17 protein-coding genes are annotated in these 14766 nt (G+C 68.4%); 7 read left to right on the top strand and 10 right to left on the bottom strand.

Annotation, left to right across the window (positions count from 1 at the left end):
* Positions 1-66: 66 nt before the first annotated feature.
* The 5 genes from AB6A66_RS09565 to AB6A66_RS09545 form a co-directional block, all read right to left on the bottom strand.
* Entirely contained in the window at positions 67-825 is a 759-nt protein-coding gene (locus AB6A66_RS09565; RefSeq protein WP_371055690.1) for an ABC transporter ATP-binding protein, read from the bottom strand.
* Between the two features lie 12 nt (positions 826-837).
* Positions 838-1593, bottom strand: coding sequence for an ABC transporter ATP-binding protein (locus tag AB6A66_RS09560; protein ID WP_371039160.1), 756 nt, complete (start codon positions 1591-1593; stop codon positions 838-840).
* Positions 1594-1605: 12 nt separating this feature from the next.
* Positions 1606-2829 carry a branched-chain amino acid ABC transporter permease gene (locus AB6A66_RS09555; RefSeq protein ID WP_371055689.1) on the bottom strand — a complete coding sequence of 408 codons (1224 nt, stop codon included), beginning with the start codon at positions 2827-2829 and terminating at the stop codon, positions 1606-1608.
* A 4-nt stretch (positions 2830-2833) separates the two neighbouring features.
* Positions 2834-3865 carry a branched-chain amino acid ABC transporter permease gene (locus tag AB6A66_RS09550; protein WP_371039158.1) on the bottom strand — a complete coding sequence of 344 codons (1032 nt, stop codon included), beginning with the start codon at positions 3863-3865 and terminating at the stop codon, positions 2834-2836.
* Between the two features lie 91 nt (positions 3866-3956).
* Positions 3957-5303 (bottom strand): substrate-binding protein, encoded by a 1347-nt coding sequence (locus AB6A66_RS09545; protein WP_371039157.1) that lies wholly within the window; start codon positions 5301-5303, stop codon positions 3957-3959.
* Between the two features lie 215 nt (positions 5304-5518).
* Here AB6A66_RS09545 and AB6A66_RS09540 point away from each other — a divergent pair, with 215 nt between their 5' ends.
* The 5 genes from AB6A66_RS09540 to AB6A66_RS09520 all read left to right on the top strand — a co-directional run bounded on the left by AB6A66_RS09540 (position 5519) and on the right by AB6A66_RS09520 (position 11474).
* Positions 5519-6826 (top strand): helix-turn-helix domain-containing protein, encoded by a 1308-nt coding sequence (locus AB6A66_RS09540; RefSeq protein ID WP_371039156.1) that lies wholly within the window; start codon positions 5519-5521, stop codon positions 6824-6826.
* 77 nt (positions 6827-6903) lie between these two features.
* The gene (locus AB6A66_RS09535) at positions 6904-7272 is read left to right on the top strand and encodes a response regulator transcription factor (RefSeq protein ID WP_371055688.1); all 369 of its coding nucleotides are present in this window, start codon (positions 6904-6906) and stop codon (positions 7270-7272) included.
* Positions 7269-7538 carry a hypothetical protein gene (locus AB6A66_RS09530; protein WP_371039154.1) on the top strand — a complete coding sequence of 90 codons (270 nt, stop codon included), beginning with the start codon at positions 7269-7271 and terminating at the stop codon, positions 7536-7538. Before AB6A66_RS09535 ends, AB6A66_RS09530 begins: the two co-directional genes overlap by 4 nt.
* Positions 7538-10234: an ATP-binding protein gene (locus tag AB6A66_RS09525; protein ID WP_371055687.1), complete on the top strand. Its 2697-nt coding sequence runs from the start codon at positions 7538-7540 to the stop codon at positions 10232-10234. The genes AB6A66_RS09530 and AB6A66_RS09525 overlap by 1 nt, the downstream gene beginning before the upstream one ends.
* A gap of 76 nt (positions 10235-10310) precedes the next feature.
* Entirely contained in the window at positions 10311-11474 is a 1164-nt protein-coding gene (locus tag AB6A66_RS09520; RefSeq protein WP_371055686.1) for a hypothetical protein, read from the top strand.
* Between the two features lie 18 nt (positions 11475-11492).
* On the opposite strand, the gene AB6A66_RS09515 is transcribed toward AB6A66_RS09520, so the two are convergent.
* The 4 genes from AB6A66_RS09515 to AB6A66_RS09500 form a co-directional block, all read right to left on the bottom strand.
* Positions 11493-11921, bottom strand: coding sequence for a TIGR01244 family sulfur transferase (locus AB6A66_RS09515; protein WP_371055685.1), 429 nt, complete (start codon positions 11919-11921; stop codon positions 11493-11495).
* Between the two features lie 11 nt (positions 11922-11932).
* A complete protein-coding gene (locus tag AB6A66_RS09510) occupies positions 11933-12367 on the bottom strand; it encodes a DUF6691 family protein (RefSeq protein WP_371055684.1) in 435 nt (144 codons plus the stop codon).
* Positions 12367-12792 (bottom strand): YeeE/YedE family protein, encoded by a 426-nt coding sequence (locus AB6A66_RS09505; protein ID WP_371039149.1) that lies wholly within the window; start codon positions 12790-12792, stop codon positions 12367-12369. The genes AB6A66_RS09510 and AB6A66_RS09505 overlap by 1 nt, the downstream gene beginning before the upstream one ends.
* An 87-nt stretch (positions 12793-12879) precedes the next feature.
* A complete protein-coding gene (locus AB6A66_RS09500) occupies positions 12880-13743 on the bottom strand; it encodes an MBL fold metallo-hydrolase (RefSeq protein ID WP_371055683.1) in 864 nt (287 codons plus the stop codon).
* A 151-nt stretch (positions 13744-13894) separates the two neighbouring features.
* Between AB6A66_RS09500 and AB6A66_RS09495 the strand changes: the two genes are divergently transcribed.
* Entirely contained in the window at positions 13895-14224 is a 330-nt protein-coding gene (locus AB6A66_RS09495; RefSeq protein WP_371055682.1) for a TraR/DksA family transcriptional regulator, read from the top strand.
* 17 nt (positions 14225-14241) lie between these two features.
* Positions 14242-14454 (top strand): hypothetical protein, encoded by a 213-nt coding sequence (locus AB6A66_RS09490; RefSeq protein ID WP_371039146.1) that lies wholly within the window; start codon positions 14242-14244, stop codon positions 14452-14454.
* A gap of 10 nt (positions 14455-14464) precedes the next feature.
* Here the strand turns inward: AB6A66_RS09490 and AB6A66_RS09485 are convergent, their stop codons facing one another.
* A complete protein-coding gene (locus AB6A66_RS09485; RefSeq protein ID WP_371039145.1) occupies positions 14465-14680 on the bottom strand; it encodes a hypothetical protein in 216 nt (71 codons plus the stop codon).
* Between the last annotated feature and the right edge of the window lie 86 nt (positions 14681-14766).

Here is a 14766-nt window from a genome sequence, read left to right as displayed (position 1 = left end):
GCTCCTCCCCTCGTCCTTTTTCCCGCCCGTTCCCGCGTCCAGCCGGCCAGGGGCGGTCGATCCGGCTCAGATCGCCAGATATTCGGCGCGGAGTTCCTCGTTCTCGAGGACCTCCGTCGCGGAACCGTCAAACACGATGGACCCCGTGTCAAGAATGACGGCCCGGTCGGCCAGTTGCAGCGCGCGCACCGCGTTCTGCTCCACCAGGATCGTCGTCATCCCCTGCTCCTTCACGGTGTGAAGCGTGCGCTCGATCTCGTCCACGATCACTGGGGCGAGACCCTCGTAGGGCTCGTCCAGAAGCAGCAGCTTGATGTCGCGGGCGAGCGCGCGGGCGATCGCCAGCATCTGCTGCTCGCCCCCCGACAGCGTCACGCCTTCCTGCTTGCGGCGCTCCCCGAGACGCGGAAAAAGATCGTAGATCCGCTCGAGCGACCAGCCGACAGGCGGCGCGATCTGCGCCAGCTGCAGGTTTTCCTCGACCGTCAGGCCAGCGATGACTCGCCGATCCTCCGGTACCAGGCCCAGCCCGCCGATGGTCGAGGCCTCGTGGGCCTTCATCCTGTGCAGAGGCTGGTGGTCGAGCCAGAGCTCCCCGTGGGTCACCTGCGGGTTGTCGAGCCGCGCCAGCGAACGCAGGGTGGTGGTCTTGCCCGCGCCGTTGCGGCCGAGAAGCGCGAGGATCTCGCCCTCGTGGACGTTGAAGCTGATGCCCTGGACGATGTAGCTTTCGCCGTAATAGGCGTGCATGTCCCAGACCGAGAGGAAGGCGGGCGCCGTCTCGGCCATGTTGGCGTTCTTGGAGAAGTCGGGTTTGACGTTCATGACAGAGTCTCCTTACGCGGCTTCGCCGAGATAGGCTTCCTGCACCTTCGGATGGCCCTTGATGTTCTCGGGCGTGTCCTCGACCAGCGGCGTGCCCTGCGCGAGCACGGTGATACGCTCGGCGAGGCTGAAGACGACGTGCATGTCGTGCTCGATGATCGCCATGGTGATGTCGCGCTTCTCCTTGATCTCCTTCAGGAGGTCGATCGTGTTGTTGGTGTCGGCGCGGCTCATGCCCGCGGTGGGCTCGTCCAGAAGCAGGAGGCGTGGCTCCTGCACCAGGCACATCGCCATCTCCAGCCGGCGCTTGTCCCCCCGCGACAGCGATGCGGAGTGCATGTTGCGCTTGTCCAGCATGTTGACGTCGTGCAGCATTTCCTCTGCCTTGGCGACAAGGTCGTGCTCGTCCAGCATGTGTTCGTAGGCGTGCATCCGGAACATCCCGTCACGCTTGGCGAAACACGGGATCATGACATTCTCGAGCACGGTGAGATCGCCGAAGATCTCGGGCGTCTGGAACACCCGCGAGATGCCCATCTGGTTGATCTCGTAGGGCTTGCGCCCCAGCACCGACTGGCCGTCGAACATCACCGAGCCGGTGTCGGGGATCAGCTTGCCCACGAGGCAGTTCAGCAGCGTGGACTTGCCCGCGCCGTTCGGTCCGATGATGGCGTGAACGGTGTTCTCCCGGACCGAGAGATTGACTTCGGAAAGCGCCTTCAGGCCGCCGAAGCGCTTGTTGACGTCCTTGACTTCGAGGATTCCCATGATGCGTATTCCTCACTCGGCCACGTGCGGCTGGGGCTTGGGGTGATGCTCCGGGTCGTCGCCGGAGCCCGCGGTCTTCTTCTTGCGGCGGAAGAGCCGCGCGATGCGCTGCCCGCCCTCCACGAGGCCGCCCGGCAGGAAGATCACGACGAGCATGAACATGATGCCGAGGGTGAGGTGCCAGCCCTTGCCCACGAAGGGGTAGATGATGGTCACCATGATGTCGGAGAGCCCGTCGGGCATGAAGGCGAACCACTGCTCCAGCACGCCCTTGTTGATCTTCGACAGGATGTTCTCGAGATACTTGATCAGCCCGGCGCCGAGCACCGGCCCGATCAGCGTGCCCGCGCCGCCGAGGATGGTCATCAGCACCACCTCGCCCGAGGCGGTCCAGATCATGCGCTCGGCCCCCGCAAGCGGGTCCATCGCCACCATCAGCCCGCCCGCGAGGCCGGCATACATGCCGGAGATCACGAAGGCGGCCAGGGTATAGGGCTTGGAGTTGAGACCGGTATAGTTCATCCGCTGCTGGTTCGACTTCACCGCGCGCAGCATCATCCCGAAGGGCGAGCGGAACAGCCGGATCGCGAGGTAGAACGCGACCAGCATGAGGAGCGCCGCGAAGTAGTAGCCGACGGAGAAGGTGAACACCCACTCGCCCATGGCGAGCTGCGTGTTGTCGTTCATTTCCAGCCCGAAGAGGTGCGGGACGGGGATGTTGCCATCCGGCGTCGCGCTCGCCCCGATGACGCGCGGATCGTCGAGGCTGAGTTGCAGCCCCGTCTCGCCGCCCGTGACGGGCGTGAGCACCGAGTAGGCCAGCGCGTAGCACATCTGCGCGAAGGCCAGCGTCAGGATGGCGAAGTAGATCCCCGACCGGCGCAGCGAGATCCAGCCGATGATCAGCGAGAGCAGGCCCGCGAACACGACGGAGATGAGGATCGCCGGGATCACGTTCATGGTCAGCAGCTTCATCATCCAGACCCCGGCGTAGGAGCCCACGCCGAGGAAGGCCGCGTGACCGAAGGAAAGATATCCGGTGAGCCCGAACAGGATGTTGAAGCCGATCGCGAAGATCCCGAAGATCACGAAGCGCTGCATCAGGTCCGGGTAGCCGGCGTTGAATTGCGCCAGGCCGGATTCCGTCGGGAAGGGGTTCAGCAGGAAGGGCGCGAAAAGCACCAGGGCGAAGACGACGAGGAAAAGCGTCGCATCCTTGCGGTTGAGTCCGAGCATTGGCTTATTCCTCCATCACGCCCTTGCGGCCCATGAGGCCACGCGGACGGCTCAGCAGAACGATGATGGCGACGAGGTAGATGATGATCTGGTTGATGCCCGGCAGCACCGAGATCACCTCCGACATCGACGCGAAGCTTTGCAGGATGCCCAGAAGGAAGCCCGCGAGCACCGCGCCCGGCAGGCTTCCCATGCCGCCCACGACCACGACCACGAAGCTCAGCACCAGGAAATCCATGCCCATGTGGTAGTTGGGCGAAAGGATTGGCGTGTACATCACCCCGGCAAGGCCGGCCACGATCGCGGCGATCGCGAACATGACGGTGAAGCGCTTGTCGATGTCGATGCCCAGCAGGCCCACCGTCTCGCGGTCGGCCATGCCTGCCCGCACGACCATGCCGAAGGTGGTGAATTGCAGGAAGGCGAAGACGGCCGCGATCACGATCATGGCGAAGCCGAAATAGACCAGCCGCCAGTACGGGTAGAGGATCGTGTTCGGATCGAAGCCAAGCAGCACGCCGAAATCGAACGATCCCTTGAACGCGTCGGGCGCGGGCGTCGGAATGGGGTTCGCGCCGTAATAGAACTTGATGATCTCCTGCAGCACGATCGCAAGTCCGAAGGTCACGAGGATCTGGTCCGCGTGCGGGCGCTTGTAGAAGTAGCGGATGAGGCCGCGCTCCATCGCGTAGCCCACGAAGGCCATGATCGGGATCGCGACGAGGATGGAGATGGGCACCGACCAGTCGATGATGGCGCCGCCGAGCTGGGGCCCGAACCACTCTTCGACGTAGGTGTTCTGGACCTTGAGCGGATTGCCGAGGAAGTCGACCCGCTCGGGATCGACCGTCTCGAAGGAGAGACCGAGCACGTAGGACACGGTCACGGCGACGAAGGCGCCGATCATGAACAGCGCGCCGTGCGCGAAATTGACCACGCCGAGCGTGCCGAAGATCAGCGTCAGACCGAGCGCGATCAGCGCGTAAGCCGAGCCCTTGTCGAGCCCGTTGAGGATTTGCAGGATTATCGCGTCCATGGCCCCCGCCTCTCATGTTGTCGGGACGCGCCGCGCGCGGCGGCGGCGCGGGAAGGGGCGGGCGCCGTGGCGCCCGCGCCCCGCGGTTGGATCAGGCGCCGTTGTTGCAGCTGCCGAGCGAGCCGCCCGCGAACTGCGGGTGATCCGGGGCGTAGGTGACCTGGTCCACAGGCGTGATCTCGACGATCTCCAGCAGGTCGAACTCGGATTGCGGGTTCTCCTTGCCCTTCACCACGAGCACGTCCTTGAAGCACTGGTGATCCTCGGCCCGGTAGAGGGTCGGACCGTTGCCGAGCCCGTCGAACTCGAAGCCCTCGAGCGCCTCGACCACGGCACAGGGCTGGAAGCTGCCGGCCCGTGCGACCGCGTCCGCGTAAAGCAGCGTCTGGACATAGCAGGTGTGCGCGGCCTGGCTCGGCGGGAAGCCGTATTTCTCGCCGAAGGAGCGCACGAAGGCCTGGCTGCCCTCGTCGGGCAGAGACCAGTGCCAGTTGGTCGAGCCGAAGATGCCCTTGATGTTCTCGCCCGCGCCCCGCGCCATGAGGCGCGAGAAGAGCGGCACGACGATCTGGAAGTCCTTGCCGTTGGCCTGCGCCTCGCGAAGGCCGAACTGCACGGCGTTGGTGAGCGAGTTCACCATGTCGCCGCCGTAGTGGTTCAGCACGAGGACGTCGGCACCCGATTGCAGCACCGGCGTGATGTAGGACGAGAAATCGCCGGCTCCCAGCGGCGTCTTCACCGCGTTCACCGTCTCCCAGCCCATCGCCTCGGTGCTTTCCTTGATGGCCTGCTCGGTGGTGTAGCCCCAGTTGTAGTCGGCGGTCAGGTGATAGGCCTTGCGGTCGGTGCCGTAGGCGTTCGCCAGCACCGGCGCGAGGGCCGCACCCGACATGTAGGAGTTGAAGAAGTGGCGGAAGCCGTTCGCGCGCTTGTCCTTGCCGGTGGTGTCGTTGGCGTGCGTGAGGCCGGCCATGAAGATCACGCCCGCCTCCTGGCAGAGCGCCTGCACGGCCACGGCCACGCCCGAGGACGAGCCGCCGGTGATCATGATGGCGCCGTCCTTCTCGATCATCGAGCGGGCCGATGCGCGCGCGGCGTCCGACTTGGTCTGGGTGTCGCCGGTGACGAATTCCACCTTCTTGCCGAGGATGCCGTTGCCTTCCAGCGCCTTGGAGCTGAAGGTGCGGAGCATCCCGCCATCCCCCTCGCCGTTGAGGTGTTCGACGGCCAGTTCGTAGGCGCGCAGCTCGTCGGCGCCCTCGTCGGCGTAGGGCCCGCTCTGGGGCACGTTGAAGCCGAGCGTGACCGTGCTGCCCGTGGGCTCGTTCGTGAAGGCGTGAGCCGAGCTCGCCGTGAAGATCGTCGGCAGCGCGAGGCCCGCGCCCGCGCCGGCACCCGTCTTCAGCACGCCGCGGCGCGTGAGGTTGGTCTTGGACATGTCATCCTCCCAGTACATGAGTGCGCCCGGGACTCCTCTCTTCCCCGGCGCGAGCACTTCTGTGCAAAGCCAGTATCACGCAATAAAAGAAAACGTCGCAACAACTGTCTTGAAAGAATGAACTTTTTTGTAAATATCTACACAGGCTGACGTTGCGGACTGTAAAGATATTATTCGGCAGTGCAGAAAGCCTTTGAATTGCGGAGGATTTGGCGATGACGCCCGAGGCCCTCACCGGCACCCGGATCCGGGAGCGGCGCGTGATGGCCGGGCTGAAGCAGGCCGAACTGGCCCGCCTTGCCGGGATCTCGCCCAGCTACCTGAACCTGATCGAGCACAACCGCCGGAGAATCGGCGGCAAGCTGCTGCTGTCCATCGCCGAGGCGCTGGGCGTGCAATCCTCCCTTCTGAGCGAGGGCGCGGAGGCCGCGCTCGTGGCCGGGCTGCGCGAAGCCGCCGCACGGCGCGGAGGTCACAGCGCCGAGCTCGACCGCGCGGAGGAATTCGCCGGACGCTTCCCCGGCTGGGCGGAACTGCTCGTGGATGCGCGACGGCGCATCGACGCGCTCGAGCGCACGGTCGAGTCGTTGTCGGACCGCCTGACCCATGATCCGCACCTCGCGGCGTCCATGCACGAGGTTCTGTCGACCGTGACGGCGATCCGGTCCACCGCGGCGATCCTGGCCGAGACCGGAGAGCTGGAGCCCGAGTGGCAGGACCGCTTCCACCGCAACCTCAACGAGGACAGCCGCCGCCTGGCGGGGGCGGTGCAGGGGCTGGTGAATTTCCTCGACGCGGCGGGCGAGGACGGCGCCAACCTCACATCGCCGCAGGAAGAGCTCGAGGCGTTTTTCGGCGGGCGTGCCTACCACTTCGGCGAGCTGGAGGGGCCGTCGGCCGATATCGACGCGCTGCTGGACGGTGATGCGGCGCCGGTTTCGACCGCCGCGCGCGCCACGGCGCGGCGGCTTCTGGAGCGGTATCGGGCCGACGCGGTCGCGATGCCGCTTTCCAGGGTGGCGCGGGTGGTAGCGCGCGACGGCCCGGATCCGGCGGCGCTCGCACGGGCAAGCGGCACCGATCTTGCCGCCGCCATGCGACGCCTCGCCCAGCTGCCCGCGGATCTCGTGCCCGCGCCGCTTGGCCTGGTGATCTGCGACGGGGCAGGCACGCTCACCTTCCGCAAGCCGCTCGACGATTTCGCGCTGCCGCGGTTCGGGGCGGGCTGCCCCTACTGGCCGCTTTTCGAGGCGCTGTCGCGGCCGGCGCAGCCGGTGGCGCGCCTGATGGCGCCGGCGGGCGCCGGCCCGCGCCTGTTCCGCGGGCTTGCCGTGGCCCAGCCCGCGTCCCCGGCCGGTTTCGACCGTCCCGGCCTTTTCGAGGCGACCATGCTGATCGTGCCCGTCGCGCCCTCCGCCGCGGAAGACGCTCCGGCCCTGCCGGTGGGAGTGAGCTGCCGGATCTGCCCGCAGCCCGCCTGTCCCGGCCGGCGCGAGCCCTCGATCCTGGCAGAGGGCTTTTGACTTGCGCCGAAGGAGTGGTGTTTACTCGACCGAAAACGCGAGACCGCGGCAATCGCGGCGTGGGAGGAGAGGATAGGATGGGAAAGCGTGTCCTCGTCATCGAGGATGAGCCGAACATCATCGAGGCGATCAGCTACATCCTGTCGCGCGACGGGTGGCGCGTGCACACGCACGCCAACGGGCATGACGCGCTCGACGTGATCCGCGCGCAGCGGCCCGACCTGCTGATCCTGGACGTGATGCTGCCCGGCCGCTCCGGCTACGACATCCTGCGCGACCTGCGCGAGGCCGAGGGGCTCGACGACCTGCCCGTGCTCATGCTGACCGCGCGAGGCCAGGCGAAGGACCGCGAGATGGCCGAGCGGGCCGGCGCGTCGCGGTTCATGACGAAACCCTTCTCGAACACCGAGGTTCTCGACGCGGTGCGCGCGATGGTGCCGTCGTGACGGATCGGTCGCCACCGGTGTTCCTTCAGCGCGAGCTTTACCGCGCGCGGCGGCTTGCCGACGCGGCACGGCTGCTGCCGATCCTGGGTGCGTGCCTCTTCGCGCTGCCGCTGCTCTGGCGCGGGGAGGGCGGCGAGGTCTCGACCTCGCGGGCGATGCTTTATCTCTTCGCGGTCTGGGCGCTGCTGATCCTCGCCGCTGCCCTGCTGTCGCGGCGGCTGGGCGACATCCGCGAGCGCCACGGGGACGGCGCGGAGCCGGACTGATGCCGTCGCTGAACCTGCTGGTCGCGGTCTGCCTCGGCTACGTCGCGTTCCTCTTTCTCGTCGCCGCCGCGGCGGAGCGCGCCGCGTGGCGCGGCCGCGTCGGCTGGCTGCGCGGGCCCTGGGTCTACACGCTCTCGCTGTCGATCTATTGCACGGCGTGGACCTTCTACGGCGCGGTCGGCTACGCCGCTCGGTCGGGGCTGGAATACCTCACCATCTACCTCGGTCCCACGCTGATCATGCTCGGCTGGTGGTGGGGGTTGCGCAAGCTGGTGCGCATCGGGCGGGCGCAGCGCATCACCTCGGTCGCAGACCTGATCAGCTCGCGCTACGGCAAGTCGACCGTGCTCGCCGTGGCGGTGACGCTTCTCGCGGTGGTGGGCACCACGCCCTACATCGCGCTCCAGCTGCAATCCGTGACGCTGTCCTTCGCGGCCTTCGCCCATCCCGATCCGGCCGGCCCGCCGTCAGCGGATGCCGACGCGACGGCGCTCTGGGTCGCGGCGGGCCTCGCGCTCTTCACGGTGATCTTCGGCACCCGCAACCTCGACGTGAACGAACGCCACCACGGCGTGGTCATGGCCATTGCGGTGGAGGCGGTGGTCAAGCTCTGCGCGCTGCTCGCCGTGGGCGTCTTCGTCGTCTGGGGCCTCGGCGGGGGGCCGTCGTCCATGCTCGACCGGATCGACGCGAGCCCCGAGCTCGCCCGCTGGCAGATCGACGGTGCGCGCTGGGCGGGGCTGACCTTCCTCTCCGCGGCGGCCTTCCTGTGCCTGCCGCGCATGTTCCACGTCATGGTGGTGGAGAACGAGGACGAGGGCCATCTGCGCACCGCCGCATGGGCCTTTCCGGCCTATGTGCTGCTGATGAGCCTTTTCGTGGTGCCGATCGCCGTCGTCGGGCTCGACCTCATGCCGGCGGGCGCGAACCCGGATCTCTTCGTCCTGACCGTTCCGCTGGCCTCCGGGCAGGAGACGCTCGCCATGCTGTCCTTCCTGGGGGGCTTTTCCTCGGCGACCTCCATGGTGATCGTCGCGGCGATCGCGCTCTCCACCATGGTGTCCAACCACATCGTGATGCCGATCTGGCTGCGCGCGGCAGGGGGCGGGGCGACGCGGTCGGGCGATGTGCGCCACGTGGTGCTCCTGGCCAGGCGGGTCTCGATCGTGGGGGTCGTGTTCCTGGGCTACCTCTATTACCGGCTCTCGGGCGGGGGCACCGCGCTCGCGGCGATAGGCCTCGTCGCGTTCGCGGGGCTCGCGCAGGTCCTGCCGGCCATGGTGGGCGGCCTTTTCTGGCGCGGCGCCACCCGCGCGGGCGCGCTGGCGGGGCTTCTGACGGGCTTCGCGGTCTGGCTCTACACGAGCTTCCTGCCGAGTTTCGGGCCCGGCGTGGTGCTGAGCGCGGGCGTCATGGCCGACGGGATCCTGGGGCAGGGGTGGCTCGTGCCGCATGCGCTTTTCGGCATCGGCGGGATGGACCCGCTCATCCATTCCGTGCTGTGGAGCCTCACGCTCAACACCGCGGTGTTCCTCGCGGTCTCGCTTCTGAGCTTCCCGCAACCGCTCGAGCGGCTGCAGGGCGCGCAGTTCGTCAGCGCGCTCAACGCGGCGGGCAGCCCGCGCGGCTGGCGCGGCGGCGCGGCACAGACCGAGGACCTCATGGTGATGGCCCAGCGCATCCTCGGGGCCGCGGAGGCCCAGGCCCTTTTCCGGCGCGAGGCGGGGCGGCAGGGGCTGCGCGGCTACCTGCCCGAGCCCACGCCCGAGTTCCTCGAGGTTCTGGAACGCGAACTGGCGGGCTCGGTGGGCGCGGCGACCGCCCACGCCATGGTGGGGCAGATCGTCGGCGGGCTGACCGTCTCGGTCGAGGAGCTGATGGCGGTGGCCGACGAGACCGCGCAGATGATGGAGTATTCCGCCAAGCTCGAGTCCCAGCGCCGCGAACTCGCGCGCACCGCCCGCCAGCTTCGCGAGGCCAACGAGAAGCTCACGCGGCTTTCCGTCCAGAAGGACGCCTTCCTCAGCCAGATCAGCCATGAGCTCCGAACGCCGATGACCTCCATCCGCGCCTTCTCGGAAATCCTGCGCGACGCGGGCGGGCTCGAGCAGCGGGACCAGGCGAAATACGCCTCGATCATCCACGACGAGGCGTTGCGGCTGACCCGGCTTCTGGACGATCTGCTGGATCTCAGCGTGCTCGAGAACGGGCAGGTCAGCCTCAACATCCGCGAGGGCGGGCTGGCCGACCTTCTGGATCATGCGGTGGCCACCGCCCTTGCCGGAGAGGCCGCCGGCGCGCGTCTGGAGGTCCGCCGCGACCGCGATGCGGAGGATCTGCGCCTCGTCACCGACCTCGACCGGCTGAGCCAGGTGTTCATCAACCTCGTGGCGAACGCGCGCAAGTACTGCGACGCCGACGCGCCGAAGCTTTCGATCCGCGTCGCGGAACGCGACGGGCTTCTGATCGTCGATTTCATCGACAATGGCTCCGGTATACCTGTGGACGCACAGGACGTGATCTTCGAGAAGTTCGCCCGGGTCGGCGATCAGAAGGCGGGGGGCGCCGGGCTGGGCCTCGCGATCTGCCGCGAGATCATGGGTCGTCTCGGCGGGACGATCACCTACCTGCCCGGCCAGGGCGGCGCGGCCTTCCGGCTCGGCCTGCCCGCCCGCGCGGCGATGGCCGCGCAATGAGCCCGGTCAACCGGTCGGTAACGAAGCGCTTCTAGGCTCGCTTTGGGAAGGACTCGCGTGGGCGGGTGAACGGATCATGGCCGAGACAGTAGAGAACGCAGCATTACGCCGGAAGGCGCGGGCCGGCCGCCGCCAGGCGGAGGCGCGCGCGATGTCGCCCGCGCGGGCGCTTCGCCTCGCCATGGCGCGCGTGGCAGAACGCCGCCTGGGCCTCGATCTCGTGGTCACCGATGTCGCGCAGGAAGGTCTCGACCAGGAGGCTCTCGTCGACGGGCTCGACGACGACGCGCTCCTGGTGCTGGTCGAGGGGCCGGAGGGCGCGGCCGGCGTCCTGACGCTCGACCGTTCGGCGCTCGCCGCCCTGATCGAACAGCAGACGACCGGCCGGGTGACCGACCGGGCCGCGGAAGAACGCGCTTTCACCGCCACCGACGCGGCGCTCGCGCAACCCCTGATCGACGGCCTCTTCGAACGCGCGGCGACGGATCTTTCCGGCAGCGCGGAGGCCGCCTGGGTCAAGGGCATGCGGTTCGGGGCCTGGCTTCCCGATCTGCGAACGCTGACGCGCGCGCTCCAGGCGCCGGATTACCGGCAGTTCCGTTTCTCGCTGGAACTGGGCGGCGGCGCGCGGACGGGCACGTTGACGCTGGCGCTGCCGCAGCCCGAAGATCCGCCCGCCCCGGCGCGGCGCGACGCGGAGCCGCCGCGCCTCGCGGAGGCGGCGCTTCGCGCGACGGCGGACTTGCGCGTGGTGCTGCATCGCCTGCAAATTCCGATCGCGCGGGTGGGGCGGCTGGCGCCGGGCGAGCGCTTCGCCATTCCCGACGGCGCGCTGGCCTCGGCAGAGCTGGAGGCCCCGGACGGCCGCGTGCTTTGCAAGGTGCGGCTCGGCCGGGTGGAGGGGATGCGCGCGGTGCGCCTCCCGGGGCGGCCCAAGGGGCTGCCGGATGCCCAGGACGCCGCTGACACGCCGGACGAGACCCCCACGGACGAGAGCGGGCCGGACCGCCCGCAGGACCCCTCCCCGCCGGAGGTGGCGCTGCCACCCATCGAGGAGGCCGATCCGCCGTCCGGGACGCAGCCGCCCGCGCCCGAAAGCGCCCCGCTCGACTTGCCGGACCTGCCCCCGCTCGACTTCGAGCCCGTGCAGGCAGGCGCCTTCACGGACGGCGACAGGGCGCCCTTCGACATGGACGCCCTCGCATCTGGCGACACGGACACAGGGACCGGGAACGCCTAGCCCGCGTGCGGCGGCGCCTCAGCCGCGCCCGGCAAGCGCGTCGAGCGTGGGCCGAAGCCCGTCGATGCGGTATCCCGCCTGCGCCGCGGCGGAAAGGATCTCTTCGGGAGACTGTCGCCTCGCCTGCCCGAGGGCCCAGACCACCGTGCCGCGTGTGCCGGACGCGCAGTAGGCCAGCACCTTTCCGGGCGCCGTGTCCACGAGCGCGGCCTGCCGGGCCACGTTCTCGGGCGTCATCGTCTCATGGGTGAGCGGCAGGACCTCGAATTCGAGGCCCGCGGCCCGCACCGCCTCGCCGATCGCCTCCGCCTGGTGGCTCGGCGGCACCTCGGCGTCGGGCCGGTTGCAGATCACCCGGGTGAAGCCCGCCTCGGCGAGCGCCTCGGCGTCCTCGGCCGCGATCTGGGGCGAGACGTGATAGCGCGCGTCGATCTGGCGAATGTCCATGCTCGTTCTCCTCATTCCGCCGCCACGGGGCGCTCCAGCGCGCCCCGCAGGACCGGCCACACCATCATGCCCGCGATCATCGCCGCGAAAAAGACCCAGTGGCCGACGCCACCATAGCTCAGCGATGCCACGGCCGGTCCGGGGCAGAGGCCGGCAAGCCCCCAGCCCATGCCGAACATGACGGAGCCCGCGGCGAGGCGCCGGTCGAGACGCACGGGGGGCGGGGGCGGGAACGTCCCGCCCAGGACCGGTGTCCGGCGGCGTCCGGCCAGCCGCCAGGCGATCGCCATGGGGATGATCGCGCCGCCCATCACGAAGGCGAGCGTCGGATCCCAGTCGCCGAAGATGTCGAGCCAACCCTGCACCTTGGCCGTGTCGGTCATGCCCGAAATGAAAAGCCCGGCCCCGAAGAGCCCGCCTGCGAGAAAGGCGAAGACGTGTCGCATCAGATGATCCCCCAGACATGGCGGAAAAGCAGCACCGTGACGCCGCCGGCAAGGATGTAGCCCACAGTCGAGGCGATCCCGCGCAGGCTGAACCGGGAGATCCCGCAGACGCCGTGGCCCGAGGTGCAGCCGTTGGCGATGCGGGTGCCGAGGCCCACCAGCAGGCCGGCGGCGATCAGCACCGCCCAGTTCGACGTCACGTTCGTCTCGACCGCGCCGTAGAGCGGGTAGAGCAGCACCGGCAGCAGCACCACGCCCGCGAGGAAGGCAAGGCGCTCCCACGCGTCGCTGCGTCCCGAGCCATCCACGAGCCCCCCTAGGATGCCGCTTGCGCCCATGATCCGGCCGTTGGCCAGAAGATAGACCGCACCCCCCGAGCCGATCAGCAGCCCGCCGATCAGACCCCAAATCCAGTCCTGTTCCATCGTCGCGTTTCCCTTATGTCCCTGTCAGGCAATCGCAGCCCCGGCGCGGGATCGCGCGTCCCGCGCCGGGGCCAAATCATGCGCCGGTCAGATCTTGTTGACCGGCACCTTGAGGAAGACGTCGCCCTGATCGTCCGCCGGCGGCATCTGGCCCGCGCGCATGTTCACCTGGAGCGACGGGATGATGAGCTTGGGCATGTTCAGCGTCGCGTCACGCTCGTCGCGCATGCGCACGAAGTCGTCCTTCGACTTGCCGCCGCCCACGTGGACGTTCTTCGCCTTCTGCTCGCCCACGGTCGTCTCCCAGGCGTAATCCTCGCGGCCCGGCGCCTTGTAGTCGTGGCCGACGAAGATGCGCGTCTCGTCGGGAAGGGCGAGGATCTTCTGCACCGAGTCGTACATCGTCTCGGACGAGCCGCCCGGGAAGTCGCAGCGCGCGGTACCGAAATCGGGCATGAAGAGCGTGTCGCCCACGAAGGCCGCGTCGCCGATGACGTAGGTCAGGCAGGCTGGCGTGTGGCCGGGCGTGTGCAGCACGTCGCCCCGAAGCTGGCCGATGTGGAAGCTGTCGCCCTCCTTGAAAAGCCGGTCGAACTGGCTGCCGTCGCGCTGGAACTCGGTGCCCTCGTTGAACACCTTGCCGAAGGTGTCCTGCACGATGCGGATGTTCTCTCCGATCCCGATCCGGCCGCCCAGCTTCTCCTGCAGGTAGGGCGCGGCGGAGAGGTGGTCCGCGTGCACGTGCGTCTCGAGGATCCAGACGGGATCGAGATCCTCGGCCCTGACATGCTCGATGATCGCGTCGGCCGAGCGCGTGTCGGTGCGCCCGGAAGCGTAATCGAAGTCCAGCACGCTGTCGATGATCGCGGCGGCCTTGCCGTGGGGCTCGCGCACGACGTAGGAAATCGTGTTGGTCGCTTCGTCGAAGAAGGCTTTGACTTCTGGTTTCATGGGGCGTCTCCCTTCGTTGCGCCACAACATATACAATTTCGGGAATGTGTATCAAGGGCGACGCGGCTCGGCAATCGTCTTGACCTGCGTCAAGGCAAGCGGGCACCTTGACCGACATGCTGACCGAAGTTCATCCGAGGAGAGAGACTGAATGGCCACCCTTGAAGACCGCCGCGCGACCTTGCTGGCGCGCCTCGGCGAACTGGATGCCAGGCTGCATTCCATCGAGGCCGAGCTCGACGAGCCGCATTCCCGCGACTGGGAGGAAGACGCGGTCGAACGCGAGGGGGACGAGGTGCTCGAGGCGCTGGGCGAGGCCGGACAGGAAGAGGTCCGCCGCATTCGTGCCGCGCTTCAGCGCATCCGCGAGGGAGAATACGGCCACTGCGTCAAGTGCGGGAAAGAGATCAACCCCGCACGCCTCGATGTGCTGCCGGCCACGCCGTTCTGCGCGGATTGCGCGGCATCTTTGAACACATGACCCGAGGGGGAAGCGCCATGGCGGACGAAACGTCTGAGACGACCGGGCTCGAAGCGGAGATCGCGGATATCGAGAAGCGCCTGCCCGAGGCCGACGAGACGCTGCGCGAGGACTTGCTCCTGCGTCTGGAGGACTTGGTCGCGCGGCTCAAGGCGCGCGAATTCCGCGCGGCGGACGAGGAGGAGCCCGACGACCTGATCGAGGACAGGTTCGACAACCTGCCGGTCTGAGCGCGCAACGTCAGGCGAGCGCAACGCCCACGATCACGGCCATGAGCCCGATCACCGAGAGGCCGAGCGAGGCGAGGTTGCGCGGCAGCGCCTTTTGCAGAACCGCGCGCATCTCGTCGTCGTCGAGCTTCGCGCGCTTGGCGCCGGCCACCGTCGCGATGCTCCAGACGAGGCCCGCCAATCCCAGAAGCGCGAGGGCCGCACCGCTCCAGATCAAGATGTCCATGCGCCTTCTCCTCGCCGCGCCACGCCGGGCGAGCTAGTGGATCGGGGCGCCCCCGGCAACCCCTTGCGAGGGGGCCGGCAGGGCGC

It is taken from the genome of Rhodosalinus sp. K401 (assembly GCF_041365735.1).
GTDB lineage: Bacteria > Pseudomonadota > Alphaproteobacteria > Rhodobacterales > Rhodobacteraceae > Rhodosalinus.
The sequence above is the reverse complement of the archived record's forward strand: the minus strand, read 5'-3'. Positions and strand labels throughout refer to the sequence as shown.

Coding starts and splice junctions, on each gene's coding strand:
- AB6A66_RS09560 (WP_371039160.1), bottom strand. CDS start 1,593: ATGGGAATCCTCGAAGTCAAGGACGTCAACAAGCGCTTCGGCGGCCTG.
- AB6A66_RS09500 (WP_371055683.1), bottom strand. CDS start 13,743: ATGAAACCAGAAGTCAAAGCCTTCTTCGACGAAGCGACCAACACGATT.
- AB6A66_RS09510 (WP_371055684.1), bottom strand. CDS start 12,367: ATGCGACACGTCTTCGCCTTTCTCGCAGGCGGGCTCTTCGGGGCCGGG.
- AB6A66_RS09520 (WP_371055686.1), top strand. CDS start 10,311: ATGGCCGAGACAGTAGAGAACGCAGCATTACGCCGGAAGGCGCGGGCC.
- AB6A66_RS09540 (WP_371039156.1), top strand. CDS start 5,519: ATGACGCCCGAGGCCCTCACCGGCACCCGGATCCGGGAGCGGCGCGTG.
- AB6A66_RS09525 (WP_371055687.1), top strand. CDS start 7,538: ATGCCGTCGCTGAACCTGCTGGTCGCGGTCTGCCTCGGCTACGTCGCG.
- AB6A66_RS09555 (WP_371055689.1), bottom strand. CDS start 2,829: ATGCTCGGACTCAACCGCAAGGATGCGACGCTTTTCCTCGTCGTCTTC.
- AB6A66_RS09505 (WP_371039149.1), bottom strand. CDS start 12,792: ATGGAACAGGACTGGATTTGGGGTCTGATCGGCGGGCTGCTGATCGGC.
- AB6A66_RS09535 (WP_371055688.1), top strand. CDS start 6,904: ATGGGAAAGCGTGTCCTCGTCATCGAGGATGAGCCGAACATCATCGAG.
- AB6A66_RS09550 (WP_371039158.1), bottom strand. CDS start 3,865: ATGGACGCGATAATCCTGCAAATCCTCAACGGGCTCGACAAGGGCTCG.
- AB6A66_RS09565 (WP_371055690.1), bottom strand. CDS start 825: ATGAACGTCAAACCCGACTTCTCCAAGAACGCCAACATGGCCGAGACG.
- AB6A66_RS09515 (WP_371055685.1), bottom strand. CDS start 11,921: ATGGACATTCGCCAGATCGACGCGCGCTATCACGTCTCGCCCCAGATC.
- AB6A66_RS09490 (WP_371039146.1), top strand. CDS start 14,242: ATGGCGGACGAAACGTCTGAGACGACCGGGCTCGAAGCGGAGATCGCG.
- AB6A66_RS09485 (WP_371039145.1), bottom strand. CDS start 14,680: ATGGACATCTTGATCTGGAGCGGTGCGGCCCTCGCGCTTCTGGGATTG.
- AB6A66_RS09545 (WP_371039157.1), bottom strand. CDS start 5,303: ATGTCCAAGACCAACCTCACGCGCCGCGGCGTGCTGAAGACGGGTGCC.
- AB6A66_RS09495 (WP_371055682.1), top strand. CDS start 13,895: ATGGCCACCCTTGAAGACCGCCGCGCGACCTTGCTGGCGCGCCTCGGC.